Raw genomic sequence first — 26,357 nt, 5'->3', positions numbered from 1 at the left:
CTTGACCAAAGAACGACGCCGAAACTTGCGTTCCGGCGTCGTTCTTTAGTTAAACGGTACCTTTCCTGCGCCACAGCCGGGACTTGACGGGCTCCTTGGCCACTGCCACATAGGCGGTGGTGGAGCCGGGCTCAATCTCGGTGCGCCCGGCGTCCTGAATGACAGGTCCGGCCGATTTCCGTGCGCCCTTGCGGAACTCCTTGGCCGGCATCTCGGCGATGCCCACGGGGAATCCGTTCGCTGCCCACGCCTCGACGGCGGCTGGCTTGCTTTCCAGGACCCACGCAAGCAGCGCATGGGCGGCCTGTGCGGCGGCCTTGCCGGTGGACATTTCCAGGGACGCATTTAAAACTATGGTCAGCGGCTGCGCCGGGAGGGGAGCGCCGCTGGGGAGCTGCGTGCCGGAAACCTGCAGCTTGCTGAGCAACTTGGGCAGTTCTGCAGCTGGCATGGGCGGCAGGCCGACGGCCTGGGCCTCACCAACCATTGACGGTGCGTGGTCCGGGAAAGCCGCGAGGACCTTGGCGAACATCTTCGCGTCGGCACGCCGCACGGACTTGGCGAACGCACCCTGCGCCCATTGCTGCCAATCGGGATTCGCGGGGTCGCGCAGAAATGCCTGGGCCGAGGCCAAGGCTGCGGCGGCAATACCGTGCTGCTCGCTGGCCGGTTCCTCCCGGTCAACGAGCAAAATGATGGGCTGGACGAGTTCCTGTGCAATGCGTTCGGTGTATTCACTCACACGTTAAGCCTAGGGGCATCGGCATCGCTGTGTGACAAGCTGGAGGCCGGTCCCCTTTAGCCGCACAAGCCTTTGTTCAGGAGTCTCCATGCGAAAAACCCTCACCGTTGCAGACCGTGCAAACGTGCAGCCCTTTGCCGTCATGGATATTCTGCAGCGGGTGGCGCAGCTGCGAGCAACCGGCCGGGACATCATCTCGCTATGTGCCGGTGAGCCCAGTGGTGGCGCGCCGACTGCAGTTTCGGCTCGGGCCGCGGAGATTCACGGATCCGGGATGCCGTTGACCTATACGCCGCCGCTTGGCACTTTGGAGCTGCGCGAAGCCATCGCAGGGCACTACAAGCGCTGGTACGGAATCGATGTTCCTGCGCGCAACGTTGCCGTGACTACCGGATCGTCCGGGGCCTTCATGTTGCTCTTCCTCGCCGCGTTCAACCCAGGTGACAAGGTTGCCTTGGCCCGCCCCGGCTACCCCGCGTACAAGAACATCCTCAAGGCCCTGGCCATTGATGTCATTGAGCTCGACGCCGGTCCTGACTCCCACTTTCAGCCCACACCCGAGCTGCTGGACGCCGCCGTGGAGGAACACGGTCCGCTGGCGGGTCTGGTCCTGGCCTCGCCCGCCAACCCCACGGGAACCATGGTTTCGCGCGAAGAATTGACCGGACTGAGCATGTGGTGCGGGGACAATGGGGTGCGGCTGATCAGCGACGAAATTTATCACGGCATCACCTATCCCGTTCCGGGCAGTCCTGATCCGAAGGGGATCTGTGCCTGGGAACTGGAACGAACGGGTGCGGTGATTTCCAGCTTTTCAAAGTACTGGGGAATGACAGGGTGGCGGCTGGGGTGGGCGCTGGTTCCCGACGACCTGGTGCAGGCCGTCGACGCACTGGCCGGGAACGTTGCGTTGTGCCCGCCCGCACCGGCCCAGCTGGCGGCTTTGGGGGCGTTCAGTGAAGAGTCCTATGCCGAGGCGGACGCTGCCGTGGCGGACTTTTCACTCACTCGCGATTTTCTCTTAGAGAAGGTCGCGGACCTGGGCTGGGTGGACGTAGCCCCTGCCGACGGCGCCTTCTACCTCTACGCAAATCTTGGCCCGGCTTTGGCAGCGTTCGCGGACTCGCGTGAGTACTGTGCGGCACTGCTGGAAAGCGAGGGCGTTGCATTGGTGCCCGGCGGCGACTTTGATGGTGTGAGTGGGTTCACCACGGTTCGGCTAAGTTTCGCCGCCGGGTACGACGCCGTCCGTGAGGCTATTGCACGGATCGAACGCTTCCAGCGTCACGGACGTGGGTGACGCCCGGCGTCCGGGCCGGTGGCTCAGTCCTGGGGCTCGAAATGTCCCAAATGCTTCGTGGGCACCCGGTCCCTGCTGTACGTGATGGAATCGAAGCCGTGCGCGGCCGGCTTACCGTCATCGCCAAGGTTCACAAACACGATCTTCTCGATGGTGAGAATTGATTCGCGGGTGAACATATTGCGCACTTCGGCCCGCATGGTCAGCGACGTCCGGCCAAAATGGGTGGCCGTGAGGCCCATCTCTACCAAGTCGCCTTGCCGCGCAGAAGAAACAAAGTTGATCTCAGACATATATTTGGTGACGGCTCGTCCATTCCCCAGCTGGACGATTGCGTAGATTGCCGCTTCTTCATCGATCCATCGCAGCAAGCTGCCGCCAAACAGTGTCCCGTTGGCGTTGAGGTCTTCAGGGCGGACCCATTTGCGGGTATGGAACGTGATATCACCAGAGTTCATAGCTGTAAATGTACCGGGACAACTGGGGTTGCGTACCCGTATTGTTGGCGAGGACACACCATGTTTTGTACCACTTTGCAGTTGTCGTGGTGTGCTCATTCCTCCACATCCCGGAGTCCGGGAGTGCGCTATCCACAATTGCCATTGACGCTCTTTCCAGGTTCGGCGCCTGAGCCCAGCATTGGTTGTGTGGAAAGGAAAACCCATGGATCAATGTGGCGGTGCGCCGAGGGAATCGAGCGAGGAATTAACGAGGCAGTTCCGGGAGCTGACGGACAACTTCATGGTTCCGCATAGAAACGAGTGCATCATTTGTTTTCTCATGCGGGCGATGGCGTTTCTAACGCCATCAGGGTTTGCTCTGACGGCTATCTACCGAAATCACAACGCGCCGCGCGCCACCAATCTGGGCGGTCGGCTGGCACGCCTGGGTGTCCATGGTGACTGTCAGCTGATCCAAAACGGTGTGGTGATGAATCTGGCCATCTGGGATGCGGAGCGTTGCCCGGATTGTGGCATCCCCGAAGTAGTTCCGGACTGTCTTGAAGTACGGCGCGGCTCGACCCAGCCTTGCAAGCTCTGGCGGTGGCGGCGCGATGTGGCGATCGAGATGTTCCAGGAGTGGCAGGACCGCGTCCACTAGGGATGTGGGCCGCTAGCCATCGCCCTGGTCGAGTTGTGAGCAGTGACGTAGGCTCTGGAGACCAGGCTCGGCCAATGAGTCACTACGGTGTGGCGCACACTCCCCCAGCCGGGCAGGCGGCGAACGTGGACACGGATAGTAGCGGGCGTGGGAATTTGGGCCCGGACCCGGTTAGAGACCTGAGTGAAAGGATTGCAGGACAGTCTGTCATGGCCAAGCTCCTAGACGAACAGGCAAAGTTGCCACCGCAGCGGTTCATGGCTCGGCTGTTTGGCACCACCCCACTGGGGCCGGATTCGAAATCCTGGTACAAGGGCGCCCTGGGAGAGATTGAAGTGGGAAAGGTCTTGGCAGGGATGGGATCGGGTTGGGAGGTGCTCCATTCCGTGCCCGTCGGCAAGGCGGACACCGACATCGACCACGTGGTTATTGGGCCGGCAGGCGTCTTCACCCTCAACACCAAGAACCATTCCGGCCAAAAGGTCTGGGTGGGAGGCAACACGTTCATGGTCAACGGCACGAAGACCACATATATCTCCAAAGCGGTGTCCGAGGCCCGGCGGGCGGCTCGTGTGCTGGGCAAGGCGACCGGCCGCGAGGTGAACGTGGCAGCTTTGCTGGTGTTGATTGAGCCGCGGAGCCTGACTGTCAAGACGGGCCTCGACGGTGTGGAGATCGTAAACGCCGGCAACCTGCGGCGGTGGTTTTCGCGGCAGCCGCACATTCTCCACGCTGCGGAAGTCGAGCGTCTTGCCGCCGCCGCGCGCGCACCCGGTGCGTGGCACGAGAACCCGCAAATCGGCGACGAGCCAACCGCCGTGGAAGCCAGGTTCGCATCCCTGAACAGACACGTCAAGAAGTCGACGGTGCGGCGCACTGTTTGGAGGTTGGGCGTGGGCGCGGCATTTCTGACAGCGGCAATGGTGGGCGGCACATTGCTCCCGCCGATTCTGGGGACCTTTCTCGCCGGTCTCGCAGGCGGCTAGCGCAGACCTGTCCCCGCAACCCTTCCTCGTACCGCGCGGTCCAGCGGCACAAACGGACGCGGCACCTCGGTTGCGCATTGAGCGCAAGCCGAGGTGCCGCCGTCGAACATTCATGCCCTTGCGGGCGAGGAGTTACTTATTCAGGTGGTCCACCAAGGACTCGGCGATGCCAATGTACTTGCCTGGGGTCAGGGCCAGCAGGCGCTCCTGAGCGCCGTCGGACAGGCCCAGACCGGAGACAAACTCCTGCATGCGGGCGGCGTCCACACGCTGTCCGCGGGTCAGGTCCTTGAGGCGCTCGTAGGGATCTTCCATGCCTTCGACGCCGGCAATGGCCTCGGCGCGCATGACCATCTGGATGGCCTCGGCGAGAACTTCCCAGTTGTGGTCAAGGTCATCGGCCAGCACGGCCTCGGCGGTGTCCAGGCGGCCCAAACCGCCCAGCACGTTGTTGATGGCCAGCAGGGAGTGGCCGAATGCCACTCCGATGTTGCGCTGGCTGGAGGAGTCAGTGAGGTCGCGCTGCCAGCGGCTGGTCACGAGCGTTGCGCCCAGGGTGTCCAGCAGGGCGTTGGAGATCTCCAGGTTTGCTTCCGCGTTCTCGAAGCGGATCGGGTTGACCTTGTGCGGCATGGTGGAGGAACCAGTGGCACCGGGGACCGGGATCTGCGCGAAGTAGCCAATGGAGATGTAGCTCCACACGTCGGTGCACAGGTTGTGCAGGATGCGGTTGAAGCGGGCCATGTCTGCGTAGAGTTCGGCCTGCCAGTCGTGCGATTCGATCTGCGTAGTCAATGGGTTCCAGGTCAGGCCCAATGCTTCGACGAAGCCCTTGGCAACATCCTGCCAATCGGCGGCGGGGACGGACGCGTAGTGTGCCGCGTAGGTTCCGGTGGCGCCGTTGATCTTGCCCAGGAACTCGGTCTTTGCAATGCGATCCAGCTGGCGGGTCAGGCGGTGCGCCGTGACGGCCAATTCCTTGCCCAAGGTGGTGGGCGTGGCCGGCTGGCCATGCGTGCGGGACAGCATGGGCACGGCGCGGTTTTCTTCGGCCATGGCTGCAATCTTGGCAACAAGTGAGCGTGCTGCGGGCAGCCACACGTCCTCCACGGCACCCTTGATGCCCACCGCATAGGAAAGATTGTTGATGTCCTCGCTGGTGCAGCCAAAGTGAACCAGCGGCTTCAAGCGCTCCAGGCCCAGGGCGGCCAGGCGGTTGCCGATGAAGTATTCCACGGCCTTGACGTCGTGGACAGTGACCTTTTCAATGTCGGCCAATTCCTGCACGGCTGCGGCATCAAATTCGGTGACGATGGCGCGCAGGCCGGCCTGCTGCTCCGCGGTCAACGGTTCGGTTCCGGGAAGTACATTGTTGCTGGTCAGGTGGATGAACCACTCGACTTCAACGCCAACGCGGTCGCGGTTCAAGGCCGCTTCAGACAGGTAGTCCACCAGCGGGGCAACGGCACCGGAGTAGCGGCCATCGAGGGGACCCAGCGCGATGCGCTCGGAGGAAGCGGCCAAGGACAGGCGGCCGGAAGGGATGCGGGCTGTGGCGTTTGCTGAATCAGACATGCCCCTAATTCTTCCATGAACCGCCCATTCCTCCACAGCGGGGTCCATGAGGGCAATATTCCACAATCCGCAGGGCCGCCCTAGTCCCCTCCTGTGGGATTTTCTAGGCTGGCGTTAAGACATGGGAGAAGGGGACAGCAATGGGATACCCAGGAGGTTTTGCTCCGGGACCGCTCGGAGTTGCGACTGCCGGACCATCGGCGGACGCCGTGGTGGTAGTTGCTCAGCGGCTGGCGGGCGTGGCACAGGAGCTGGATGCCCTGCGTTTGAGAACAGCCCAGCTCGATGGCGTGGATTGGCATTCTGTTGCGGCCGAGGCATTCCGAAAATCTCTCGACGATGTTGATTTCAGGTTCATCAACGCCAGTAAGCAAATTGGCACTGCCGTGGAGCTACTCGGCAACTACGCCGAATATCTACGCGCTGCCGCCGATCCCGTCGCAGGCGGCGAAGTTTGTTGGCGTGCGAACCCCGGTATTGGGCCCGGCTGGGGCGGCAATTTAGGCACGAGCCGGGTGTGGCCCCGATTTTAGGCCAACGGTTTCTCAGGGCAGGCAAGTTAATCTAGGGCGTTGAAAAAGAGAGCAGGGTGTCATGGGGCTGTGTAGCCAAGACGGGACCTCATTTACTTATTCAGGTGGTCTAGGGTCCATGAGCGTCACGTTCGCCGAAATTACGGCCGCCGCCGACGAGTTGCACCGGATCGCCCAGCTCATCGATTCTTTGGAAAGCCGCCTACGCTCAGAATGGACGTGGTTGGGGGATGCTGCCGTTGGTGCGCCTGTCTATCCCCTCTCCAGTCTGGAGGCCATGCGAGACGCCTACTTTCACTCGATGAATCTGCACGGAAGTATCTTGAAGCTGGCCGAAAAGTCGGGTCAGGCGAGCGTGAACTACGCCGAGGCGGAAGCTCGCAATGCTAACGCTGTGGATCGGGCTGGGCGTATGAAGGCCCTGGGCAGCGGCCAAAATACGTGGGGCTTAGGAACCTTTGCCGCGCTCAAGATTGGCCATGACCTCCTTAGCCTGCTGAAAACCGGCAAGGAACAAGGGTTTCGCGACATGATGGAAACGGCCCTTAACGATGGCGGTGCCTACACCGCAGGCGCCTTGGGGCCGGGAGTAGCTTTCATCTACATGCTCGCCCAACTGCGAAAAAGAGATGCTGGTTCGGCGGGGGCCGCCTCAGCCTGGGGTCTGAGGAAAGTCGCCGATGCAGGGGGACTTGCCCGCCCCGGACACCTTGTGGTGCGGCAAGTACCTGAACAAGAATGGAACCCGGCTCATGCCGATTTCTATCCACCCGGGCACGCAATTTCTTCGGAAGGAGAGCCCTGGAGCGGGCTCGCCAGTTTTCAGGCCATGCTCGGTGGCAGCAATGATGCCTATGGTTACCCGCCGGGTTCCATCGGGGTCGTTCGGGTAGACAGGCCCGATGGCAGCACGGCTTGGGTGGTTCATTTGCCCGGCACGGAGGACTGGTCAACCTTTGATAGCTCAAACCCCTTTGACATGGAGGGGAATATGGAAGGTATGACGGCGGCCCACCAGGAAGAGTTCAAGCAGCAAGAGGTGTTGGTGCAGGAGCTGATTAAGGAATCCCTCACGGCATCTGGAGCACTACCTGGGGAAGATGTAGTGCTCACCGGACACAGCGGTGGGGGTATCCATGCCGCGGCGGCGGCAGCCGATCCGGCATTCCTAGCGGAAGTGAACGTGAAGATGATTGTGATCGCGGGATCGCCAGCAAAGAATACCGGTGTGGGGGAGGGCATAAACGTCGTGGACCTGCAGAACGAGGATGACATTGTTACGGCCGTTGACTTTGGCCCCCCGGCTGCCACCCAAAACTGGGTGACAGTGACCTCCCGCCGACCGCCAACAGGCGAGGCGGACGACCTCTTTGGTGTTTTAGCCCAGGCCCATTCCCTCGAGAATTACATGGACGATGCCGCGGCACTGGATCAAAGCGACGATCCCTCGATGGTGGCCTCGCGGCAACAGTTACAGGCGGTCCTTGGAGCTGGGGCCGGCGGAACTGCCATGGTAGGTGCCAAGTGGGTCTATCAAGGGAGCGATGTTGATGATTGGCCGAAGCAAAAGGGGCAAACACCTGGCACTAAGAAGCCCGGAGAAACTGAACGCTACAGTCTTGGCGTCCGCTGACAAGACAGCACTCGACGGCGCACTAACTAGCGGCGGGAATCGGATTTACCCAGGCCGCCGGCCAGCATCGACACCACACTGATGATCAATGCGGCCAAGATAGCTGTCCAGAAGAAGTCGTCGATAGTTAGTGAGATCGGAGTAAAGGTCGTGACCCACGCCGTCAGCCACAGCATGGCGGCGTTGATGACAATCGTAAAGAGGCCAAGGGTCAGCACCGTAACCGGCAGGGACAGTAACTTCACCACGGGTTTGACCAGCGCATTGACGATGCCGAAGAGCAGGCCAATAAAGAGATAGGCCAAAACAGTGTTGATCACGTTGGCGCTGCCACTTGCACCGGCGACGTCATTGCCAACAATCGTTGTTGAGGCAATATCCATCCCTGGCAGGATCCAGCCGGCAACCCACAAGGCAAGGGCGTTGATGGCAACTCGAATAACTATTCTTCCCATGACTCCATAGTTCCACATTTCAGACCCGGAGAACCTGTCTGGCGGCGCTGTCATAAGCTTGTGGCATGACCGAGACAAACAGCACTGGACCAACCGGCGTGCAACCTCGACCCGTTGTGGGCCGATTGCCTAAATACGCGGCAGGCAAACCGCCGGCGGAAATTCCCGGTTTGGAAAGTTTTAAACTCTCCTCCAACGAGAATCCGTTGGGGCCGGTCCCGGCTGTTCTTGAGGTACTCCGCGGCGAGGTGGAAGTCCACCGTTACCCGGATTCCAGCTGCACCCTCCTGCGCAATGCGTTGTCGAAATTCCTGGACGTCCCCGCCGAGGACATCGTTACAGGGGCAGGAAGCCTGGGCGCCCTGAATCAGATTTTGGCAGCATTTTCCGGCCAGAACACCGATGGTGTGCCCGATGAAGTCATCTATGCTTGGCGGTCCTTTGAGGCGTACCCAATCTGCGTAGGTCTTGCTGGTGCCTCGAGCGTCCAGATTCCCGTCCTGGCCGACGGCAGTCACGATCTTCAGGCCATGGCCGACGCCGTTACCGAACACACCAAGGTAATTTTGCTGTGCACGCCCAACAACCCCACCGGACCGGCGCTGCGCTCGCAGGAAACCGAAGACTTCATCCGCCGCATCCCCACCAACGTGGTCATTGTTGTTGATGAGGCTTACCAAGAATTTGTTCGGGCCCAAGATGCCGTGGACGGGGTAGAGCTGTACCGCAAGTACCCCAACGTCATGGTGTTGCGCACATTCTCAAAGGCGCATGGACTGGCCGGGCTGCGTGTTGGCTACTCCCTTTCCCAGCCGGAGATCACTCAGTATCTGCGTGCGGCGTCTACGCCATTCGCCGTATCGGGCATCGCGGAACAGGCGGCCGTTGCATCCTTGGAGAACTACAGCCAAGTTGTAGAAAGAGTACAAAGCCTGGTGGATGAACGCACCCGCGTTGTTGCTGGCTTGAAGGACCTAGGCTGGGAAATTCCTGACGCCCAAGGAAACTTCATCTGGCTGGACCTTGGCCCCAACACCCAGGACTTTGCGGCAGTGGCGTTGGAACACGCCCTCTCTGTACGGCCCTTTGGCGATGAGGGAGTGCGCGTGACCATCGGCGAAGTAGCCGCCAATACTCGTTTCCTAAAAATCTGTGCGGCCTATACAAAAGAGCCACGACGTTCCTAGCGATTAACAAAGGCATGATTTGCCTACACGTACGGATACAGTTGTAAATCGAAAACGTATATATATGCGCCAAAAGGAATGCATTCCCGAAGAGGCATATATCGGCACCAACGAGTCGGGACGGGGAGCATGATGCCCCTGGGATTCGGCAGACGAGGAGACAGCATGGGCGCCGCCCAAAAAGCTGCCAGTGATTCACGCGAAGACGCTTCAGTAAGCACAGATTCAATCAACACGCCTCAGGCTGCCTCGGTGCGCCCGCAGGCTGGAGGGGCTGCGGGCGTCCTGCGCACCAACGCAGTGGGCCCCCAGGACGCTGTTCAGCTTCTGGATGAGCAGGGTAACTCCGTCCACGACGCGACCTTTAGCCCCTACATAGAAGCGCTCAGCGCGGAGATGCTCCGCGGCTTCTACCGCGACATGGCAGTGGTTAGGCGCTTTGACGCCGAGGCTACGGCCCTCCAGCGCCAGGGTGAACTGGCCCTGTGGGTGCCGGTTGTAGGTCAGGAAGCTGCGCAGATTGGTTCTGGCCGTGCCATGAACCAGGCCGACTACGCGTTCCCCACGTACCGCGAACATGGTGTTGCCTTGACGCGCGGGCTGGATCTTGCCGACTTGCTCAAACTCTTCCGTGGCGTTTCCAACGGTGGCTGGGATCCTCGCGAGACCAACTTCCACCTCTACACGCTGGTTCTGGCCGCCCAAACGCTTCACGCGGTGGGTTACGCCATGGGCATCCAGCGAGACCTGGCCGCCGACCCCACAACTGAACCGGCCGCCGTCGTGGCTTACTTCGGCGACGGCTCAAGCAGCGAAGGCGACGTTCATGAGTCGATGGTCTTCGCCGCCTCCTACAACGCGCCCGTTGTATTCTTCTGCCAGAACAACAACTGGGCCATTTCGGTCCCCTTTGAAGTGCAGTCCAAGATTCCGCTCGTGAACCGTGCCGGGGGCTACGGCATCCCCGGAATTCGTGTTGATGGCAACGATGTTTTGGCCGTCTACGCGGTGTCCAAGTGGGCCCTTGACCATGCCCGCGACGGCCACGGCCCAGTTTTGATTGAGGCTTCCACGTACCGCGTCGGGGCACACACCACGGCCGACGATCCCACTAAGTATCGGGAGAACGCCGAAGAAGAGCTCTGGAAGACCCGGGATCCACTGCAGCGTCTGGAGACGTACCTGCGTGCCGAGAACTTGGCTGACGATGACTTCTTTGCCCAGGTCAAGAACGACGGCGACGAGCTGGCTGCCCATGTCCGTCGCGCAACGCTGGCGCTGGGCGGGGCCGACATCCGTCAGAAGTTCGCCACGGTCTACGCCGAGGCCCACCCGTTGGTGGCCGAAGAACTTGCGTGGTTTGAAAAGTACGAGGCGTCATTTGTTGATGCACAATCCTCAACTTCTGAAACTCAGGGTGGTGCAGCATGAGCACAATGACCATTGCCAAGGCTATTAACGAGGGTCTGCGTGCAAAGCTCGCCAACGACCCCAAGAGTTTCCTCATGGGCGAGGACATTGGTTCTCTCGGCGGCGTCTACCGTGTCACGGAGGGGCTCAAGAAGGAATTTGGTGCCCACCGCGTGATGGACACTCCGTTGGCTGAATCCGGCATCATTGGCACCGCGATCGGCATGGCCCTGCGTGGACACCGACCCATTTGCGAGATCCAGTTCGACGGTTTCGTCTTCCCGGCCTTCAACCAGATCACCACGCAGCTGGCCAAAATCCGCACCCGTACCGACGGTCAACTCAGTGCACCCGTTGTCATTCGCATCCCCTATGGAGGCGGAATCGGATCCATCGAGCACCACTCGGAATCCCCTGAAGCACTTTTCGCCCACACTCCGGGTCTGCGCATCATCACCCCTTCCAACGCCAACGATGCCTACTGGATGATTCAGCAGGCCGTTGAATGCAAGGACCCGGTCATTGTCTTCGAGCCCAAGCGCCGCTACTGGCTCAAGGGCGAAGTTGACACCGAAAACTCACCCGGCGATCCCTTCAAGGCCCACGTGGTGCGCGAAGGAACCGACGCGACTCTGGTGGCCTACGGCCCGCTGGTTCCCGTGGCCCTCGCGGCGGCAAACGCGGCTGCCGAAGACGGTCACAGCGTTGAGGTCATTGACCTGCGGTCCATTTCGCCGATCGACTTCGACACGGTGGAAGCATCCGTAAACAAGACCGGCCGACTGGTTGTGGCTCATGAGGCCCCCACCTTTGGTGGCATTGGCGGGGAGATCGCCTCCCGCATTAGCGAACGCTGCTTTTACTCGCTCGAGGCCCCGGCCATCCGCGTGGGCGGTTTCCACATGCCCTACCCTGTGGCCCGCGTTGAAGAGCACTACCTCCCGGACATTGACCGCATGCTGGAGGCGTTGGACCGCGCCTTCGCATACTAGGAAGGCCAGCACCATGTCGAAGCTGTCATATTTCAACCTGCCCGACGTTGGCGAAGGCCTCACCGAGGCTGAAATTGTCTCCTGGAAGGTCAAGCTGGGCGACACCGTTGCCGTCAACGACGTCATCGTGGAAATTGAAACCGCCAAGTCGATCGTTGAACTACCCTCGCCCTATGCGGGCATGGTGGCTCAGTTGATGGTGGCCGAAGGTGACACGGTGGACGTGGGAACCCCCATCATTGCCATTGGTTCCGAGGTTTCGGCGCCTGCTGCAGTGCCGGCCCAGCAGACGGCGCCGGCCGCCCCGGAGGCGGAAGTGATGAAGCCGCTGGTTGGTTCCGGTCCCAAGGCCGACGCCGTCAAGCGCCGCCCGCGGGTGGGTGCACCGGCCCCTTTGGTTGCCCCGGTCGCTCCCGTAGCCATGGCACCCGCTCAGGCTCCGGCGTCGAGCATTCCAACGCAGGTGAAGGCTGCGCCTAAGTCCAACCGTGTCTTGGCCAAGCCGCCGGTCCGCAAGGCCGCCAAGGACCTGGGCATCGACCTCAATGAGGTCTCTGCAACAGGTTTGCGCGGCGAAGTGACCAAGAAGGACCTGCTCAGCTACCAGGACCAGCGCACGGCCGAACAGGACGGCGCCGGCACGTTCTGGGCTCCCGCCACGGGCACCGGCCTGGCCGACGATCCGCGCATTGAACGCATCAAGGTCAAGGGGGTGCGCAAGGCAACAGCGAAGGCCATGGTTGAGAGCGCCTTCTCGGCACCGCACGTGAGCATCTTTGTCGACGTGGACGCTTCGCGCACCATGGAATTCGTGAAGCGGCTCAAGGTTTCCCGCGACTTCGAGGGCATCAAGGTTTCGCCGCTGTTGATCCTCGCGAAGGCTGTCATTTGGGCGGCCGCGCGCAACCCATCGGTCAATGCCACTTGGACCGGCGATGAGATCATCATCAAGCACTTCATGAACCTTGGCATTGCCGCGGCAACGCCGCGCGGGCTCATGGTCCCGAATATTAAGGATGCACAGAACCTGTCCCTGAAGGAACTTGCCATTGCGCTGAATGCGCTGGCCACCACGGCCCGCGCGGGCAAGACGCAGCCCGCGGACATGCAGGGCGGCTCGCTGACGGTTACCAACATTGGTGCACTGGGCATCGACACGGGAACGCCCATCATCAACCCGGGCGAAGTGGCGATCGTGGCCTTTGGAACCATCAAGCTAAAGCCCTGGGTGCTGGACGGCGAAGTCATTCCGCGCTGGATCACCACACTTGGCGGATCCTTCGACCATCGCGTTGTGGACGGCGACCTCTCGGCCCGCTTCATGGCCGACGTTGCGGCCATCATGGAGGAACCGGCGCTGCTGCTGGACTAGCCAAAAGCAAAAATGCCGCCGTTGCCGACTTTCGCCGCTGATTTAACGGCGGCGAAAGTCGGCAACGGCGGCATTTTTCTAATGGGCTGCGACGGCCTCCGCGAGAACTGTGGACAGGCGCTTGACGCCTTCCCGCAGGGTCTCCGGGGGTACGGCACTGAACGCCAAGCGCAGCTTGTTGCTGGGCCCGCCGGCCGCGGAGAATGCGGCGCCCGGAACAAAGACCACGCCGGCGTCAATCCCCTTGTGCAGCAGCGGATATGTATCAATGCCCTCGGGAAGCGTCAGCCAGACAAAGAAGCCGCCTTCCGGGCGGGTCCAGCTGACACCGGACGGCATGAACTCCTCCAGCGCTGTCAGAAGCGCCGCGCAACGTTCAGCGTAGATGGCCCGGTAGGTGCCGATTTGCCCCTGCCAGTCATAATTGCGCAGGTATTCGCTGACCAGGAGTTGATTGAAAGTGGGCGGGCACAGCGTTACGGCTTCGCTGGCCAAGTAGTAGCGCTGTTTGAGGTGGGCCGGCACCAGCGCCCATCCAATGCGCAGGCCAGGGGCGAAGATCTTGGAGAACGAGCCTAGGTACAGGACGTCCTCGGCGTTGGCCGCGCGCAGAGGCTCCGGCAGGACGCCGTCGAACTTCAACAGCCCGTACGGGTTGTCCTCAAGAACTAAAATATTCGCGTCACGGCATATGTCGACGATTTCCTGACGACGTTGCGGGGCCAGCATTGCCCCCGAGGGGTTGTTGAAGTTGGGGATCGTGTACAGCATTTTAATGCGCTTGCCCTCGGCTTGGAGTGCGGCGATGCGCTCCCGGAGCTGTGCCGGGACAATTCCGTGCTCGTCGACGGCCACCGGCTGGACGTCCACCTGATAGGCCTCGAAGGTGTTCAGGGCGCCAACGTAGGTGGGGTCCTCGAGGAGGATCACGTCGCCGGGATCGCAGAAAACCTTGGCGGCAACGTCCTGGGCCGATTGTGAACCGGCCGTGATGACAACGTTGTCGGGATCGGCGTCGAGGATGCCCTCGGCGGCCATGACCTCACAGATCTGGGTTCGCAGTTCCAAGGTGCCTTGCCCCCCACCGTACTGGAGGGCCTCCAGGCCGTGCTCGGAAATAATGGACGCGGCTGTGGCGGCCAGGCGGTCAAGCGGCAGCGACTGCAAATAAGGGTTTCCGCCGGCAAGGGAGACCAGGCCGGGCTGCATGGAAATTTCAAAAACATCGCGCACGGCGGACTGTTTGATGTTCGCGGCGCGGGCTGACAGCAAGGTCTCGTGCCTGTGGGTACCCGCGGGTGCGGCGATGGATGAGGCTCGAGACAGGGCGTCGACGGCTTCTTCGGACAGGGTTTCGGCGGCGGCGTTGGCGTCAGAGGCTGGAGTGTTCACGTGCTCAGGATATAACCATTGTTGCTGAATAGGCATCAAATGTTTTCAGGATCGTCCGCTATTTCAAACTCAAGGCCTCACTCAACGTTTTTCCGTTGATAGTGATAGACACCGGTCCGGCGGCCGCCTCTTGAGCCGTGAGGAGGAGCTGCTGCTCAATGCGGGGATTGTCGCACTCTCCGGCCACGGCCAGGGTGCCGTCCAGATGCGCCGTAATGGCGCTGCCGTTGCGGTCAATGCTTGTCACCGCCAAGGTGGATTGCCAGAGGGCGTTCCGCAAGCCCGATTGCCCAAGCTCTTCGGTGTGGCTGGCCAACAGCGTCCGCAATGCCGCCTCGACAGGATCGGTGAAGCTGACCGACTGGCTCGTCACAGCGACGGCGCTGTCACCGCAGCCGACCAGGGGACCGGCCGTACCTCCGTCGCCCACGGCAATGTAGTAGGTGATGACTGAGGCGTTGGTTGGCAGGACGGTTGGCTCGGGCGGGGACGAGGTTGGACCGGGGCTGGAACTCCCGCCGCTGGTCGTGGTGCTGGGCGCGGGGGCCTGGCTCGAGGTTGCTGGTGGGGCACCGTAGGGAGTGCCTCCCGTGCAGCCGCCCAAGAGGAATGCTGCCCCTGTCACGATGGCCAAGATCGCGGACCCTTTCATGACAGCCTCCAGGTGTGCTCAAAAGGACTAAGGTGTCCCCAATGACCACGCTACGACCGCTGGGCAATAGGAGGTAGTGGCCGCGACTAAAGGGCGCGGAATTGCAACATCATCGCGGCTCGGTTACGAGGCGGGGGTGCCCCACCTGCCGTGGCAATATTTTGTACTTGAGATGAGTTGCGAGTCCGGTTGAGTGTGTCCATCAGCTCGCATTTGATGCTGCCCACATCAGTAAAAAGGCGCTCTCCGGCGCCGATGGTGATGGGGACAAGGCTCACCGTGAATTCGTCCACCAGACCCGCGGCGAGGTATTGGTTGAGGGTTTGGGCGCCGCCGGAAATGGCAACATTTGCGCCCGCTGAGGCGGACCTCGCCTGCTCTAGTGCGGCCTTGACCCCCTCCGTGACAAAGAAGAATGTGGTGCCACCCTCCATCGGGGGCGGGTCTCTCGCAAAATGTGAGAGCACAAAAACGGGGCCGTGATATGGCGGATTAGGCCCAACCAGCCCTGCCACGATTCATCCCAGGAGTCCCTGCCCGGGCCAACATGTTCCTGCCCATGATGCAGGCGCCCATCCACGCCCTCCCCGAAGGCGGATCGAGGCTTTGATGGGGTCCGGCAACGTAACCATCCAGTGACATGGCAATCCCGGCTTGAACAATTCCCACGGTGTACTTTCCCCTTAGGCGTTCTCGTTGAGGAAGCGAGCCACACGTTCAGCGAAAACGGTAGGCTCCCAGCTGTGGTTTGCGGCCGGAATTCGCTCAAAACGTGCGTTCGGAACGGTGTCGGCAATGGACTGTGCGGCAGGGGCCATGATGGGCAGTGTTTGCTCACCCACCAGTACCAGCGTGCGCGCGGTGATGTCGGCAAAGAGTCCGCTTCGTGGGGCGCTTTGCGTCCAAGCGAGTGACTCGGAATCCGCCTCCAGTGAAGGTGCCATTGCCGTCATGGTTGACCATCCGGGGCTGCTGCGTGCGCCGGCGAGCCATTGAGGCGGCATGTCCTTCATGAAGAATTCAATGGTTTCATCGGGCGTGCCATGTGCAATTTTCTCGCGCAGCCCGTCCAGGAAATCGGATCCTTCATTGCCAAGCTCTTCACGCAGTGGCACCTCAAAGAGCACCAATGCGGAAACGTCAAGCCCCTCGGCAGCGGCCGCCAAACTGATGGAACCCCCTGACGAATTGCCCACCAGCGCCACCGGTCCACCAACTTTTTCGATCAGGGCGCGGAGGTCATCGATTGTGTTGGCAAGCGTGAAAGATGGCGCCGCTGCGCTTTCGCCGCGGCCGCGCCGATCGAAATTGATGACCGTAAATCCCTGTGCCGACAGCAGGGTGGCCATAGCGGCCGTGCCCGGATCGAATGCCCTAAATTGCATGGCGCCGGCAACAAGAATCACCGCTGGGCCTGAACCTTGGGAGTCATAGGCAATGCGAGTTCCGTCGTCTGATGTAACGAAGAGGCTCATGACAGGCTCCTTGCTGGATTCCGCGTGGCGAGTGGGTACGTGCGAATTACTGAAAGGAACGCTACTGCCGTTGCGCTGGTGTGTCCATGAATTTCTTGCCTCAGCTGAAGATCACTAGTTTCGCCAGCGCAGCCGTGCCAACCACGATGATTGTCACGCGCAAGGCTACTGGTGGGAGCCTCCGGCCGAATCTTGCGCCAACCAGGCCGCCAAGAAGCGAACCGCACGCGATCAACGCCGTCACCTGCCAGTTGATGTACCCCCAAGCAAAAACCATGAAAGCGATGGCCGCAATGCCGTTGACGGCAGTGGTCAGCACATTCTTGACCGCGTTGATTTGCTGCAGCGCCACCCGGGTCATAATGCCCATCAGCCCCACGATCAAGATTCCCTGGGCCGCACCGAAATACCCGCCATACATTCCCAGCACAAAAATCCCTGCAATAAGGCCGGCGGCACTCCGAGACGGACCGGTACGTTGGCGCAGGGCCAAGCGCCTTTGAACCACCGGTCCAAACGCCACCATCAGGATGCCGATGATGATCAGCACTGGCACAATCGTTCTAAAGGCCGAAGGTGGCAGCATCAACAAAAGGATGGCACCGGCCAGCCCGCCAGCAGTTGAGGCTGGCAAGAGCCGTTTGAGCATGGCTAAGTTCGGCGCCAGTTCCTTGCGGTAGCCCCAAGTTCCCGACAATCCACCAGCCACCAAGCCAATGTTGTTGGAGATGTTGGCCGTCAGTGGCGGATAACCAAAGAGCAGCAGCACAGGAAACGTGACAAGCGTTCCGGAGCCAACAACAACGTTGATCATTCCGGCCCAAAAGCCTGCAAGAAATATCGCGGCGAATTCCAACATGGCTAGTTCTGAATCATGGATGAAGGCGTTCTGACTAGGCTTCCGTGGCAGGGGCTGCCAATTTTTGGGCGGCCAGCCACGTCATGATGTCCTGGCTCCGGATACGGCGGTGAGAACCGCGGTACTGGACCGCAATCTCGCCCCTGTCGGTGAGGTTGCGCAGGAATGTGTGCGAGATGCCCGCCAATTCAGCCGCCTGTGAGGTGGTGAGCAGGTCAGCGACACTCGCTACGCTCACCGCATCCCCGCGGGAGAGACGGAGCAGGAGATCAACCACGACCTCCCGTGCGTCGTCGTCCAGGCGGTGGGCCGTGCCATCCACAAACACCGTCACATCATTGCTGTCGGCAAGTGTTCGGGCCAGCTTTTCCTGCGCTGCGGGAGCCAGAGGAGAACTGACTTTGGGGGCATCTAATGTCATGGGAATCATAGTAGCGCGGACGGTAGGCTGGAAAATATGACACAGAAGATTCGCACGGCACTCCTGGGCTACGGGCTGGCTGGAAGTGTATTTCACGGTCCCTCGTTGGATCTTTTAGACCAGTACTCCCTAGACGTCATTGTGGCCTCCGATCCTGGGCGCCAAGCAGAAGCCCGGGCAGCCCACCCAAAGGCCCAGGTCATCAGCCGGGACGAGTGGGCTGGAAGTCGCAGCGACATTGACCTGGTGGTTGTGGCGACCCCGCCGGCAAGTCATGGCCAGCTCGCTGCCGCGGCGATCAGGGGCGGCTGCGCAGTAGTTGTGGACAAGCCGTTCGCCTTGACCAGCGCCGAGGGTGAGGCGTTGCTTGCCTTGGCCAAGGAACACGGTCAGATTCTGAGCACCTACCAAAATCGGCGCTGGGATGGTGAATACCTGACGCTGACGAAACTGCTGGCGCAGGGTGCGCTGGGAGACGTTCGCCGCTTTGAGTCTCGTCTCGAGCGCTGGCAGCCCGAAATCACTAAAGAATGGAAGATCCAAGCCACCGTTGCTACCGGTGGCGGGCTCCTCTTTGATCTTGGCACGCACTTGATTGATCAGGCATTGCAGCTGTTCGGGCCCGTGGAAAACGTCTACGGCGAGCTTGAGGCACGCCGCCCCATGGAGCAGGCCGAAGACGATGTCTTCATTGCCCTCAAGCATGTCAGTGGCGTGACATCGCACCTGTGGCTCAACGCCTGCGCCGCTCACAACGGCCCACGCTTTCGTGTGCTGGGTTCGGAGGCTGCCTACGTAAAGTACGGGGCCGACGTTCAGGAGAGTCAGATCCGGCAAGGCATTTTGCCCAACAGTGCCGGCTATGGCATTGAACCCGAGGACAACTGGGGCCTCCTTGGGCGTGGCAATGACACTGTCGCTGTGCCCACCGAGCCCGGGAATTTTTCCCGCTTCTACGAGCTGCTTGCCGCCGCCATACTTGACGGTGCCCCGGTGCCGGTAGATCCTGCGGACGCCATTGCCGGGTTGCGGATCATTGAACGAATCCGGAGCGCACGGTAACGTCACCTGCCGCCGGCAGAGGCCGACGCGTAAGCTGGTGCCCACGTAAGACCTGAAAACGCAATGACTGGGGGACGAAAGCCACTGTGACTAGTAATCAAACCGAAGGCACTGCCCCGCAGCAGGCGGACAGCGTGGCGCTTCAAGAACCCACAGTTAATGTGCGGCACCGGTGGACCGTCTCGGTCGTTTTGGTCAACATCGGCATCAACGCCGCCTTCTTCGGACCCATTCAAGTCTTGTTGGGCCAGCAGGCCGCACATTTCAGTGAAGCCGACAAAGAGGGGATCCTGGCGCTGGTCACGGGTGCCGGAGCAGCGGTCTCCCTTGTTGCAAATCCGCTCTTTGGTTCCTTTAGTGACAGGACCATTTCCAGGTTTGGTCGAAGAGTCCCGTGGGTCTTCATCGGGGCGCTCCTGGGAACCATCGGCTTGATCGGCTTGGCCGGCGCACCAACCGTGGCTGCCATGACGCTGCTGTGGTGCCTGGTGCAATTGGGCTGCAATGGTGCGCTCGCAGCCACCACGGCCGCCATTCCCGACCAGGTGCCCGTGCGTCAACGTGGGAGCATCGGCGGGCTTACCTCCATGGGCACCGTGGTGGGCATCCTCTTGGGTGCCGCCATTGCAGCCGTCGTAGCAGGGAACTTCTCACTGGGCTTCATTATTTGTGCCGTGGGACTTTTGGTGGGGATGGTGCCGTATCTGTTTTTCTCCAATGACCAGGTGCTGCCCGCTCAAGCCAGGCCTCCATTCACCTGGCTCAACTTCGCCAAGGGCTTTTGGATCTCACCGAGGCGGTACCCAGACTTCGCTTGGGCTTGGATTACGCGGTTCTTGGTCAATGTTGGAAATCACCTGGTGACCCTGTATTTGCTGTTTTTCCTCACCGACGCCGTGGGTTATGAAAACCCGGAATTCGGCGTCCTGATCCTTACTGGCGTCTACGCCGTGCTGACATTGATTACCGCCGTGATAGGTGGGCGATGGACTGACAAGGTGGGCAAGCGCAAACCGTTCGTCATTGCATCCTCGGCCATCATCGCCTTGGCCGCCCTGATTCTGGCCTTCTTCCCGACCTGGATTGGCGCCGTAACGGGAGCTGCCGTTCTTGGCATTGGTTACGGCGTCTACCTCGCAGTGGACTTTGCCCTGCTCACACAGGTCCTGCCATCCGCGGTAAGCCGTGGCAAGGATATGGGTGTGATCAACGTGGCGAATTCCCTACCCCAGGTCATTGCTCCGCTCATCGCGTGGCCGCTGGTCACCCTCCTTGGCGGATACGTGACGCTCTATGTTGTTGCCGCGATCATCGGGCTGTTGGGTGCGGTCTTTGTTGTGAAGATCAAGGGTGTTCAATAGCTCGCTGAGTGAGGTACGCGCGATGTGACAGCTTCGGTGACACTGTGTCATTAACTATTGACACAGTGTCACTAACTTTGATTAGCTAAGGTTATCATTACCTAATCCTGGAGCCGATCATGTCCTCAATTGCCGTAAATACCGCAGTGCCAGAGACTCCCGAAGCGCTCTCCGGTGAGCTCAAGTCCCACACCGCAGCAGCCCACGCGGCCGCCGAAGAATCTTCCTTTGTTGCGGAATTGATGGGTGGAAAACTGGACTCTGCAGCCTTGGTGAGCCTGCTAGATCAAAGCCTTGTCATCTACCGCGCCCTGGAATCGGCGTTGGCCAAACATGTTGACCACCCGCAACTTGGAGCATTCATCGACCCCAGGCTCGCCCGCGTCAGCGCTCTCGAAAAGGACATGACCTACCACCACGGAGCGGATTGGGAGGCGAAACTTGCCGACGGCAGGATCGTCATTGTCCCCGCCACGGCGGCCTATGCCGAGACCTTGACCGCGCTGGGCAGTGAATCGATCGAGTTCTTGCTGGCCCACCACTACGTGCGATACATGGGTGATCTTTCCGGCGGCTTGATCATCTCCCGCATGGTCCAGCGCCACTACGGCATCGCCGATGAGGGGCTGAACTTCTACGCTTTTGACGCCATCGCCAAGCCCAAGCTGTACAAGGACGCCTACCGGGAGCTTCTCGATACGAGTAATTTTAGCCGCGCCCAAAAGGACGCAATCTTGAAGTTTGCGGCCGAATCGTTTGAGCTCAACCGAGCCGTCTTCGTGGACCTGGCCGTGGCTCGTGGCGAGGCCATGGCTGCCTAGCCACTGCAAAACGGAATGGACGACGGCGGCACTTGGGTGCCGCCGTCGTCCATTCCTGCCGCCTTGGTGGCCCGGTTACTGAGTTTGTGGCTACCGTTTCTGAGCCACTTGATAGCGAGCGTCGGCGAAGACCGTGATGTAGGTGGCGCCGGGGAAGCGTTTGGCGGCCTCCGTGGCGACAGCGGTTGGTGCGGTTCCGGGTCGCGCGGAGATATCGATGAGAACGTACTGCGGCGCCGGGTTATTGCTGTTGCCGATCCAGTAGACCTCGGTGCGGTCCACCAGATAGCTCATCAAGGAGATATCGGTTTCCACGGTGACGCCGTCGGGCACGGCTGCCAGGGCATTGTGCGAGGATTCGGCCGTGGTGAGCGGGAAGAACTTATCAGTGTCGGACAGCTTGCCGAAGGCGTATTGGCTGGTCAAAACCACGGATGCCAAGAGAATGCTGGTTCCCAAGAGGAGCCTGAGCCGTGCCGAGTTAAGCACCTTGCGGCGGCACAGGGCATCGATGGCGGCGGCAAAGACCACCGGCATGAGGACCGCGCTGTACTGCCATTCCTGGCCCCAATACACGGGCAGGTCTGAGAGGAAGCGCCATGCGAGGGTGGGCAGGACAATCAAGGTTAGCGGCGAGAAAAGGCACAAACCAGCCGTGATGACCGCCAGTAGGATCACCGTGGTGACCTTGTCGGCCTGGAATAGTGAGGCTGGATTGCTGAGCAGTCCGCTGATGTTAAGTTGGCTTTGGTAGGCCCACTGATCGCCCGGATTCATAGCAGGCAAGATGACTTTGGTGGCCAAGACGAACCACGTGACGCCCCACGCCGAGAGCCACAGGCCAGCGGTGGTACGGGCCCGCCACGCCATGACCAGGCCAATCACAAAGACCGTCAGCCCCAAATCCTCTTTGATGAAAACTAGGAGTGACGCCCATATCCAGGCCGAACGCCACCGCTCCTCCAGCAAGGCAACGAGTGAAAGCGCCAACAGCGGCACCGCGAAGGCAACCTCATGGAATTGGGAATCGATGGCCGATTGAAGTCCCCAGCTCAGGGCGTAGGCCGCACCCAGGCAGGCGCCCGTGATGGGTCCAAGCCGCTTAATAGCGAAGTGGCAGATGACCACGACGGAAATAGCAAGGAGCAGGTTTTGGGCCACGAGCAGCGTGTAGGCGCTGGGGAAAAGACGGTAAATCGGGGCCAACAGCACCAGAAGTGGGTGGAAGTGGTCGCCGAGCAGGTTGTAACCGTCACCCTTGATGCTCACAATGGGTGGCTGCAGCTTGGAGTAGTCCTTGGCTAATTGGGTGAAGATACCCAAATCCCACGAGCGGATGGCGAAACTTCTCCATTGCAGCCACGAAAACAAGGAGTAGACAGATAACGCAAGCACGCCGACAATCCCGGCCAACGCCAGCGGGGTGGTGGCAGCGTGACGGAAATCGGCCAGTCGCGCGGAAATGGTCGGCGCCGAGCTGGCCAGGGGGTTGGGTTTCTGCTCAGTGGTCACAGGGAAAGTCTAGGCCGCAGCCGGGCAGTGCGGAGCATTGTGAGAGGGGCTCGGCTGCCGCGGACATGTTCGAGCCTTTAGTTATGCGCACACCTGGAGTGCTCTCCCGGAACAGCAGTCACAGCAGCGCAACGCAATCCACTGTGACTGCGCATAGCCAAAGCCACTGAGCCCCGTCGTGCGCGGCCACCGACGGCCGAACCGGCGTCGGGCATGAATTGGTGACACCATGGCAGCATGGATGCACAGATCATTTGGACCATTGTTTGCGGCTTGGCGATCGTGGTGGGCGTAACGGGTGTCATTATTCCGGTGCTGCCGGGCAGCATATTAATTGGCATCAGTCTGCTTGCGTGGGCGCTCGTGTTGGGGTCGCCGTTAGGGTGGATCATTTTTGGTATCGGTGCGCTCTTCGTTGCCGCCGGAATGGTCTCAAGCGCGGTTTTGACGGGCCGGGCCATGAAGGAACGATCCATCCCTGGACGTTCCGTGGTGATTGGTTTGGTGCTGGGTGTGGTGGGCTTCTTTGTGATTCCCGTGGTGGGGCTGTTGGTGGGGTTCGCCGTGGGGCTGTTTCTCTCGGAGCTGGCACGCCAGAAGGAAGTTCGCCCTGCAGTGTCCTCGTCCGTGGCTGCTCTGAAGGCTACGGGTTTGGGGATTCTGGCCGAGTTTGGCTTTGCCTCACTGGCAGCCGGTACGTGGGCAGCGGGGGTGCTGATTTACTTCCTGAACCGCTAACCGCCACAGGCCGCCACATGGCGCCGACTTAGGGAACGTTGAGCATCAGGCTGATGCCTGCCATGCGCCCGCCGCATCGTTCGTCGCCGGTTACGCGGGTCCAATTCAGGGCCGTTGATTGGGCGGCGAGAACGGTGCCGTTTTCATCGAACAACCTGAAGCTGACGGCCGACGGCGGCTGCGCACCCAGCGTCAAGAGCCAGGTTCCATCCTGTTGGTGCACGAGGACGCTGGTATTGCCGGAGGATCCTTTTGCGAACGTTGGCTCTGCGGGAGTGCAACTGGTGCCGGCGCAGGCTGTAATGGCAGAAACGTTGGAGGTGCTCTCCAAACTGCCGGAAAGGGAAACCGAAAGTTGATTGTTCCAGTTTGGTTGCGGGCACGGCCGGCTGTCCCGGTCAAGCACTAGCGCGCCGATGATGAAGGCCATGCAAAAGGCCGCAACAAGGGGGACCAGGACGAATTCCACGCGGCGGCGGGAAAGAGGGACTGCGGGCATGGAGCAATGTTATCGAATGACTCTGACTGTTTGCCGCGAACTCCCCGCACACCGGGACCCTAATCATCCGTACCAATATCGCCGACGCCCAGCCTGGGTTTCGGCGCCGAAGAGTGCCACCGGCGGCGACCTGCTTCCTGGTGCACGCAGATTCCGCACTAGGATCTGAACATGCCTTCCGACGTTGCTAAAGTCCCCATTCCGGCGCAGCCGGACTACCCTTTTGTCTCCGACGGCGTCCGGCTCCGCCCCGTTGCCATGGTGGATGTAACTGCGGTGAACGCGTACAGATCCTTGCCTGAGGTGGCGCGCTACCTGCCGCATCCGCCGCACAGCCTGGCCGATACCGAGCTGACCCTGGCCTCGATGACTTCCCAGCGGAAATTGACCTCGCCCGGACAGTGGTTGGATCTTGCGGTTGAACTTGGGAGCTCCCATCAGGCTGTTGGCGAGGTTCTCTTAAAATGGGATTCTGCGAATTGGCGCTGCGGCGAGATTGGCTTCGTTTTCAGTCCAGACGTTCAGGGGAAGGGCATTGCCTTTGCCGCCTGCAAGGCCGCACTGGACATTGCCTTCAACCATTTTGGGTGGCATAGGGTCGAGGGTATTTGCGATGCCCGGAATGAAAAATCCGCGGCCTTGATGACACGTCTGGGCATGCGGCTGGAGGCGACCTTCGTTGAAGCTGATTGGTGCAAGGGCGAATGGATCACCCTGCATCACTACGCGATCTTGAACCGTGAATGGCCGGCTCAAGTATTGTCAGCAATGCCCCAGGAAAGAGATGAATTGTCATGACCGGTCAGCAGTCAATGCACGACGGCGAGATGCCGCTTGCGCTGCACGTCCCCATGCGCTGGGGAGACATGGATGCTTACGGGCACATCAACAACGTGGAGGTGCTGCGGATTCTGGAGGAGGCCCGGGTTCACGCCTTTGGGCCACCGGCCGGGACCGGGCTGCCTGGAATTGAGGTTGCGCGGCCCATCTTTTCTGAGCTGGATGCTGATATCCAGGCTCTTGTGGTGGAACACCGGGTGCGGTACGTTGCTCCTCTGAACTACCGCAATATTCCTGCCGTTGTGCACATCTGGATCAGTGCCGTGAAGGGCGCCAGCTTCACGGTGGCCTATGACATTTTTGATCCCGTGACGGACACCAAATGCGTCATTGCCGAAACGGTTCTGGCGTTCTTTCACGAACCCAGCTCAACTCTGGTGAGGCTGGGCGCGGAGAAGAAAGCGCAGCTGGAAAAACTGAAGGGTCCGGCCAACTTTAAAGCATAGGGACTTTAGCGTGCGGAGACGTTACTAAAGTTTGGCGTCATAGTGGCCCGGGAGATTACTCACACACTAGAGGGTAGTATTTCGCGTGAGGAGTGTTTGTATGGAACGCATAAATGCCCAAGGGCAAGGTGGCGGACTAACTCTTCTGCAGGTTTCGGAGGACTCAGCGGCGACGCTGGGCGAGGTAGTCACGTTCACCAGTTACATCTTGAACGAGGGAACTCAGGCGCTTTTAGATGTCCGATTGGTGCCGGTGTCCCTCAATAATGCCGCTATGGCACACTTGAGCTACATCAATAGGTTCAAGGAAGAAGAACTCACCACCGCAGCGCTCTTGCCGGGAGCATACGTCAAATGGAACTTTCAGTACCAGATCGCATTGCCGGATATTGCCGCCGGGGGTCCCATTGTCAGTGCCATGTCTGCCACGGCCACAGCCCATGATGGTGCCTACCTGAGGGCTGAATCAGACGTGGTGATCACTGTGTCAGAAGCTAGCTAGCGGGCGCCACGAGAATTCCGTCCGGATCGGCATAAATCACATCGCCTACGCGGATCGTGACGTCACCTAGCTGGACGGGTACATCAACACGGCCTGCGCCATCTTTGGCGCTCTTCGCCGGGTTGGTGCCCAAGGCCTTGACCCCCAGCTGGAGAGTTGCGAGGGCAAGACTGTCGCGAACGGCACCATTGATGATGACGCCGGCCCAGCCGTTTTTCACGGCCGATTCACCAATCATGTCGCCCATGAGTGCGCGTTGGAGCGATCCACCGCCGTCGATGATCAAGACGGCGCCCTCCCCGGGCGTACTCAACAAGGCTTTGGCCAAGGCGTTGTCATGGTGGCACTGGACGGTCCGTACGGGGCCACTGAAGGAAAGCTTGCCACCAAAATCCCGAAATTGCAGGGCGACGGAGGCAAGTTCGGTGCCGCGTTCATCGTAGAGATCAGCGGTGGAGATGGACATGGAGCTCCCAGCGGTAGTGGATGGT

30 protein-coding genes are annotated in these 26,357 nt (G+C 60.6%); 16 read left to right on the top strand and 14 right to left on the bottom strand.

Going from position 1 to position 26,357, the window contains the following annotated elements:
* Positions 1–49 precede the first annotated feature (49 nt).
* Positions 50–742 (bottom strand): peptidyl-tRNA hydrolase, encoded by a 693-nt coding sequence (locus BLV41_RS15270; protein WP_083360815.1) that lies wholly within the window; start codon positions 740–742, stop codon positions 50–52.
* An 88-nt stretch (positions 743–830) separates the two neighbouring features.
* Between BLV41_RS15270 and BLV41_RS15265 the strand changes: the two genes are divergently transcribed.
* Positions 831–2,042, top strand: coding sequence for an aminotransferase class I/II-fold pyridoxal phosphate-dependent enzyme (locus tag BLV41_RS15265; RefSeq protein ID WP_074712362.1), 1,212 nt, complete (start codon positions 831–833; stop codon positions 2,040–2,042).
* Between the two features lie 23 nt (positions 2,043–2,065).
* On the opposite strand, the gene BLV41_RS15260 is transcribed toward BLV41_RS15265, so the two are convergent.
* A complete protein-coding gene (locus BLV41_RS15260; protein WP_074712361.1) occupies positions 2,066–2,500 on the bottom strand; it encodes an acyl-CoA thioesterase in 435 nt (144 codons plus the stop codon).
* 205 nt (positions 2,501–2,705) lie between these two features.
* Between BLV41_RS15260 and BLV41_RS15255 the strand changes: the two genes are divergently transcribed.
* Together BLV41_RS15255 and BLV41_RS15250 are read left to right on the top strand one after the other, a co-directional pair.
* Positions 2,706–3,143 (top strand): hypothetical protein, encoded by a 438-nt coding sequence (locus tag BLV41_RS15255; RefSeq protein WP_074712360.1) that lies wholly within the window; start codon positions 2,706–2,708, stop codon positions 3,141–3,143.
* A 209-nt stretch (positions 3,144–3,352) separates the two neighbouring features.
* Positions 3,353–4,129 carry a nuclease-related domain-containing protein gene (locus tag BLV41_RS15250; protein ID WP_074712359.1) on the top strand — a complete coding sequence of 259 codons (777 nt, stop codon included), beginning with the start codon at positions 3,353–3,355 and terminating at the stop codon, positions 4,127–4,129.
* A gap of 132 nt (positions 4,130–4,261) precedes the next feature.
* On the opposite strand, the gene purB is transcribed toward BLV41_RS15250, so the two are convergent.
* Positions 4,262–5,704 carry an adenylosuccinate lyase gene (purB, locus tag BLV41_RS15245; protein WP_074712358.1) on the bottom strand — a complete coding sequence of 481 codons (1,443 nt, stop codon included), beginning with the start codon at positions 5,702–5,704 and terminating at the stop codon, positions 4,262–4,264.
* A gap of 140 nt (positions 5,705–5,844) precedes the next feature.
* Here purB and BLV41_RS15240 point away from each other — a divergent pair, with 140 nt between their 5' ends.
* Both BLV41_RS15240 and BLV41_RS15235 read left to right on the top strand, forming a co-directional pair.
* Positions 5,845–6,237: a hypothetical protein gene (locus tag BLV41_RS15240; protein WP_074712357.1), complete on the top strand. Its 393-nt coding sequence runs from the start codon at positions 5,845–5,847 to the stop codon at positions 6,235–6,237.
* A gap of 118 nt (positions 6,238–6,355) precedes the next feature.
* The gene (locus BLV41_RS15235; protein ID WP_074712356.1) at positions 6,356–7,870 is read left to right on the top strand and encodes a PGAP1-like alpha/beta domain-containing protein; all 1,515 of its coding nucleotides are present in this window, start codon (positions 6,356–6,358) and stop codon (positions 7,868–7,870) included.
* A gap of 26 nt (positions 7,871–7,896) precedes the next feature.
* On the opposite strand, the gene BLV41_RS15230 is transcribed toward BLV41_RS15235, so the two are convergent.
* Positions 7,897–8,325 (bottom strand): phage holin family protein, encoded by a 429-nt coding sequence (locus BLV41_RS15230; RefSeq protein WP_074712355.1) that lies wholly within the window; start codon positions 8,323–8,325, stop codon positions 7,897–7,899.
* 65 nt (positions 8,326–8,390) lie between these two features.
* Here BLV41_RS15230 and BLV41_RS15225 point away from each other — a divergent pair, with 65 nt between their 5' ends.
* The 4 genes from BLV41_RS15225 (at position 8,391) to BLV41_RS15210 (ending at position 13,286) form a co-directional block, all read left to right on the top strand.
* Positions 8,391–9,512 carry a histidinol-phosphate transaminase gene (locus BLV41_RS15225; protein ID WP_074712354.1) on the top strand — a complete coding sequence of 374 codons (1,122 nt, stop codon included), beginning with the start codon at positions 8,391–8,393 and terminating at the stop codon, positions 9,510–9,512.
* A 165-nt stretch (positions 9,513–9,677) separates the two neighbouring features.
* Positions 9,678–10,943, top strand: a complete 1,266-nt coding sequence (gene pdhA, locus BLV41_RS15220) for a pyruvate dehydrogenase (acetyl-transferring) E1 component subunit alpha (protein ID WP_083360813.1) — start codon at positions 9,678–9,680, stop codon at positions 10,941–10,943.
* On the top strand, positions 10,940–11,914 hold the full coding sequence (locus BLV41_RS15215) for an alpha-ketoacid dehydrogenase subunit beta (RefSeq protein WP_044574702.1): 975 nt from the start codon (positions 10,940–10,942) through the stop codon (positions 11,912–11,914). Before pdhA ends, BLV41_RS15215 begins: the two co-directional genes overlap by 4 nt.
* A 13-nt stretch (positions 11,915–11,927) precedes the next feature.
* On the top strand, positions 11,928–13,286 hold the full coding sequence (locus tag BLV41_RS15210) for a dihydrolipoamide acetyltransferase family protein (protein ID WP_074712353.1): 1,359 nt from the start codon (positions 11,928–11,930) through the stop codon (positions 13,284–13,286).
* A 78-nt stretch (positions 13,287–13,364) separates the two neighbouring features.
* Here BLV41_RS15210 and BLV41_RS15205 read toward each other — a convergent pair whose 3' ends face one another.
* From BLV41_RS15205 to BLV41_RS15180, 7 genes are all read right to left on the bottom strand, one after another.
* Entirely contained in the window at positions 13,365–14,714 is a 1,350-nt protein-coding gene (locus tag BLV41_RS15205; protein WP_074712352.1) for an aminotransferase-like domain-containing protein, read from the bottom strand.
* 22 nt (positions 14,715–14,736) lie between these two features.
* A complete protein-coding gene (locus BLV41_RS15200) occupies positions 14,737–15,330 on the bottom strand; it encodes a GerMN domain-containing protein (protein WP_083360812.1) in 594 nt (197 codons plus the stop codon).
* A gap of 86 nt (positions 15,331–15,416) precedes the next feature.
* Positions 15,417–15,764, bottom strand: a complete 348-nt coding sequence (locus BLV41_RS22590) for a dihydrofolate reductase family protein (protein ID WP_244516932.1) — start codon at positions 15,762–15,764, stop codon at positions 15,417–15,419.
* A 58-nt stretch (positions 15,765–15,822) separates the two neighbouring features.
* Entirely contained in the window at positions 15,823–15,999 is a 177-nt protein-coding gene (locus BLV41_RS22585; protein WP_244516931.1) for a dihydrofolate reductase family protein, read from the bottom strand.
* A gap of 14 nt (positions 16,000–16,013) precedes the next feature.
* Entirely contained in the window at positions 16,014–16,805 is a 792-nt protein-coding gene (locus BLV41_RS15190) for an alpha/beta fold hydrolase (RefSeq protein WP_050070240.1), read from the bottom strand.
* 100 nt (positions 16,806–16,905) lie between these two features.
* On the bottom strand, positions 16,906–17,664 hold the full coding sequence (locus tag BLV41_RS15185) for a sulfite exporter TauE/SafE family protein (protein WP_074712350.1): 759 nt from the start codon (positions 17,662–17,664) through the stop codon (positions 16,906–16,908).
* A gap of 34 nt (positions 17,665–17,698) precedes the next feature.
* The gene (locus BLV41_RS15180; protein ID WP_074712349.1) at positions 17,699–18,085 is read right to left on the bottom strand and encodes a helix-turn-helix domain-containing protein; all 387 of its coding nucleotides are present in this window, start codon (positions 18,083–18,085) and stop codon (positions 17,699–17,701) included.
* Positions 18,086–18,121: 36 nt separating this feature from the next.
* Between BLV41_RS15180 and BLV41_RS15175 the strand changes: the two genes are divergently transcribed.
* The 3 genes from BLV41_RS15175 (at position 18,122) to BLV41_RS15165 (ending at position 21,329) form a co-directional block, all read left to right on the top strand.
* A complete protein-coding gene (locus BLV41_RS15175; protein WP_074712348.1) occupies positions 18,122–19,147 on the top strand; it encodes a Gfo/Idh/MocA family protein in 1,026 nt (341 codons plus the stop codon).
* 86 nt (positions 19,148–19,233) lie between these two features.
* Positions 19,234–20,508, top strand: a complete 1,275-nt coding sequence (locus BLV41_RS15170; protein ID WP_074712347.1) for an MFS transporter — start codon at positions 19,234–19,236, stop codon at positions 20,506–20,508.
* 119 nt (positions 20,509–20,627) lie between these two features.
* Positions 20,628–21,329 (top strand): biliverdin-producing heme oxygenase, encoded by a 702-nt coding sequence (locus tag BLV41_RS15165; RefSeq protein ID WP_074712346.1) that lies wholly within the window; start codon positions 20,628–20,630, stop codon positions 21,327–21,329.
* A 90-nt stretch (positions 21,330–21,419) separates the two neighbouring features.
* Here BLV41_RS15165 and BLV41_RS15160 read toward each other — a convergent pair whose 3' ends face one another.
* The gene (locus BLV41_RS15160) at positions 21,420–22,841 is read right to left on the bottom strand and encodes a DUF2079 domain-containing protein (protein WP_074712345.1); all 1,422 of its coding nucleotides are present in this window, start codon (positions 22,839–22,841) and stop codon (positions 21,420–21,422) included.
* A 237-nt stretch (positions 22,842–23,078) separates the two neighbouring features.
* Between BLV41_RS15160 and BLV41_RS15155 the strand changes: the two genes are divergently transcribed.
* Positions 23,079–23,579, top strand: coding sequence for a DUF456 domain-containing protein (locus BLV41_RS15155; RefSeq protein ID WP_074712344.1), 501 nt, complete (start codon positions 23,079–23,081; stop codon positions 23,577–23,579).
* A 28-nt stretch (positions 23,580–23,607) separates the two neighbouring features.
* Here the strand turns inward: BLV41_RS15155 and BLV41_RS15150 are convergent, their stop codons facing one another.
* Positions 23,608–24,078, bottom strand: a complete 471-nt coding sequence (locus BLV41_RS15150; RefSeq protein ID WP_074712343.1) for a hypothetical protein — start codon at positions 24,076–24,078, stop codon at positions 23,608–23,610.
* Positions 24,079–24,249: 171 nt separating this feature from the next.
* On the opposite strand from BLV41_RS15150, the gene BLV41_RS15145 reads away from it, so the two are divergent.
* The 3 genes from BLV41_RS15145 (at position 24,250) to BLV41_RS15135 (ending at position 25,866) form a co-directional block, all read left to right on the top strand.
* Complete coding sequence (locus BLV41_RS15145; protein WP_074712342.1) at positions 24,250–24,876, top strand: GNAT family N-acetyltransferase; 627 nt, start codon at positions 24,250–24,252, stop codon at positions 24,874–24,876.
* Entirely contained in the window at positions 24,873–25,364 is a 492-nt protein-coding gene (locus BLV41_RS15140; protein ID WP_244516929.1) for an acyl-CoA thioesterase, read from the top strand. The genes BLV41_RS15145 and BLV41_RS15140 overlap by 4 nt, the downstream gene beginning before the upstream one ends.
* A gap of 100 nt (positions 25,365–25,464) precedes the next feature.
* Positions 25,465–25,866 carry a hypothetical protein gene (locus BLV41_RS15135; protein ID WP_074712341.1) on the top strand — a complete coding sequence of 134 codons (402 nt, stop codon included), beginning with the start codon at positions 25,465–25,467 and terminating at the stop codon, positions 25,864–25,866.
* Here the strand turns inward: BLV41_RS15135 and rraA are convergent.
* Positions 25,859–26,332: a ribonuclease E activity regulator RraA gene (gene rraA / locus BLV41_RS15130; RefSeq protein WP_170835482.1), complete on the bottom strand. Its 474-nt coding sequence runs from the start codon at positions 26,330–26,332 to the stop codon at positions 25,859–25,861. The genes BLV41_RS15135 and rraA overlap by 8 nt on opposite strands.
* Positions 26,333–26,357: the final 25 nt, after the last annotated feature.

This window comes from Arthrobacter alpinus (assembly GCF_900105965.1).
Classification (GTDB): domain Bacteria; phylum Actinomycetota; class Actinomycetes; order Actinomycetales; family Micrococcaceae; genus Specibacter; species Specibacter alpinus.
The sequence above is the reverse complement of the archived record's forward strand: the minus strand, read 5'-3'. Positions and strand labels throughout refer to the sequence as shown.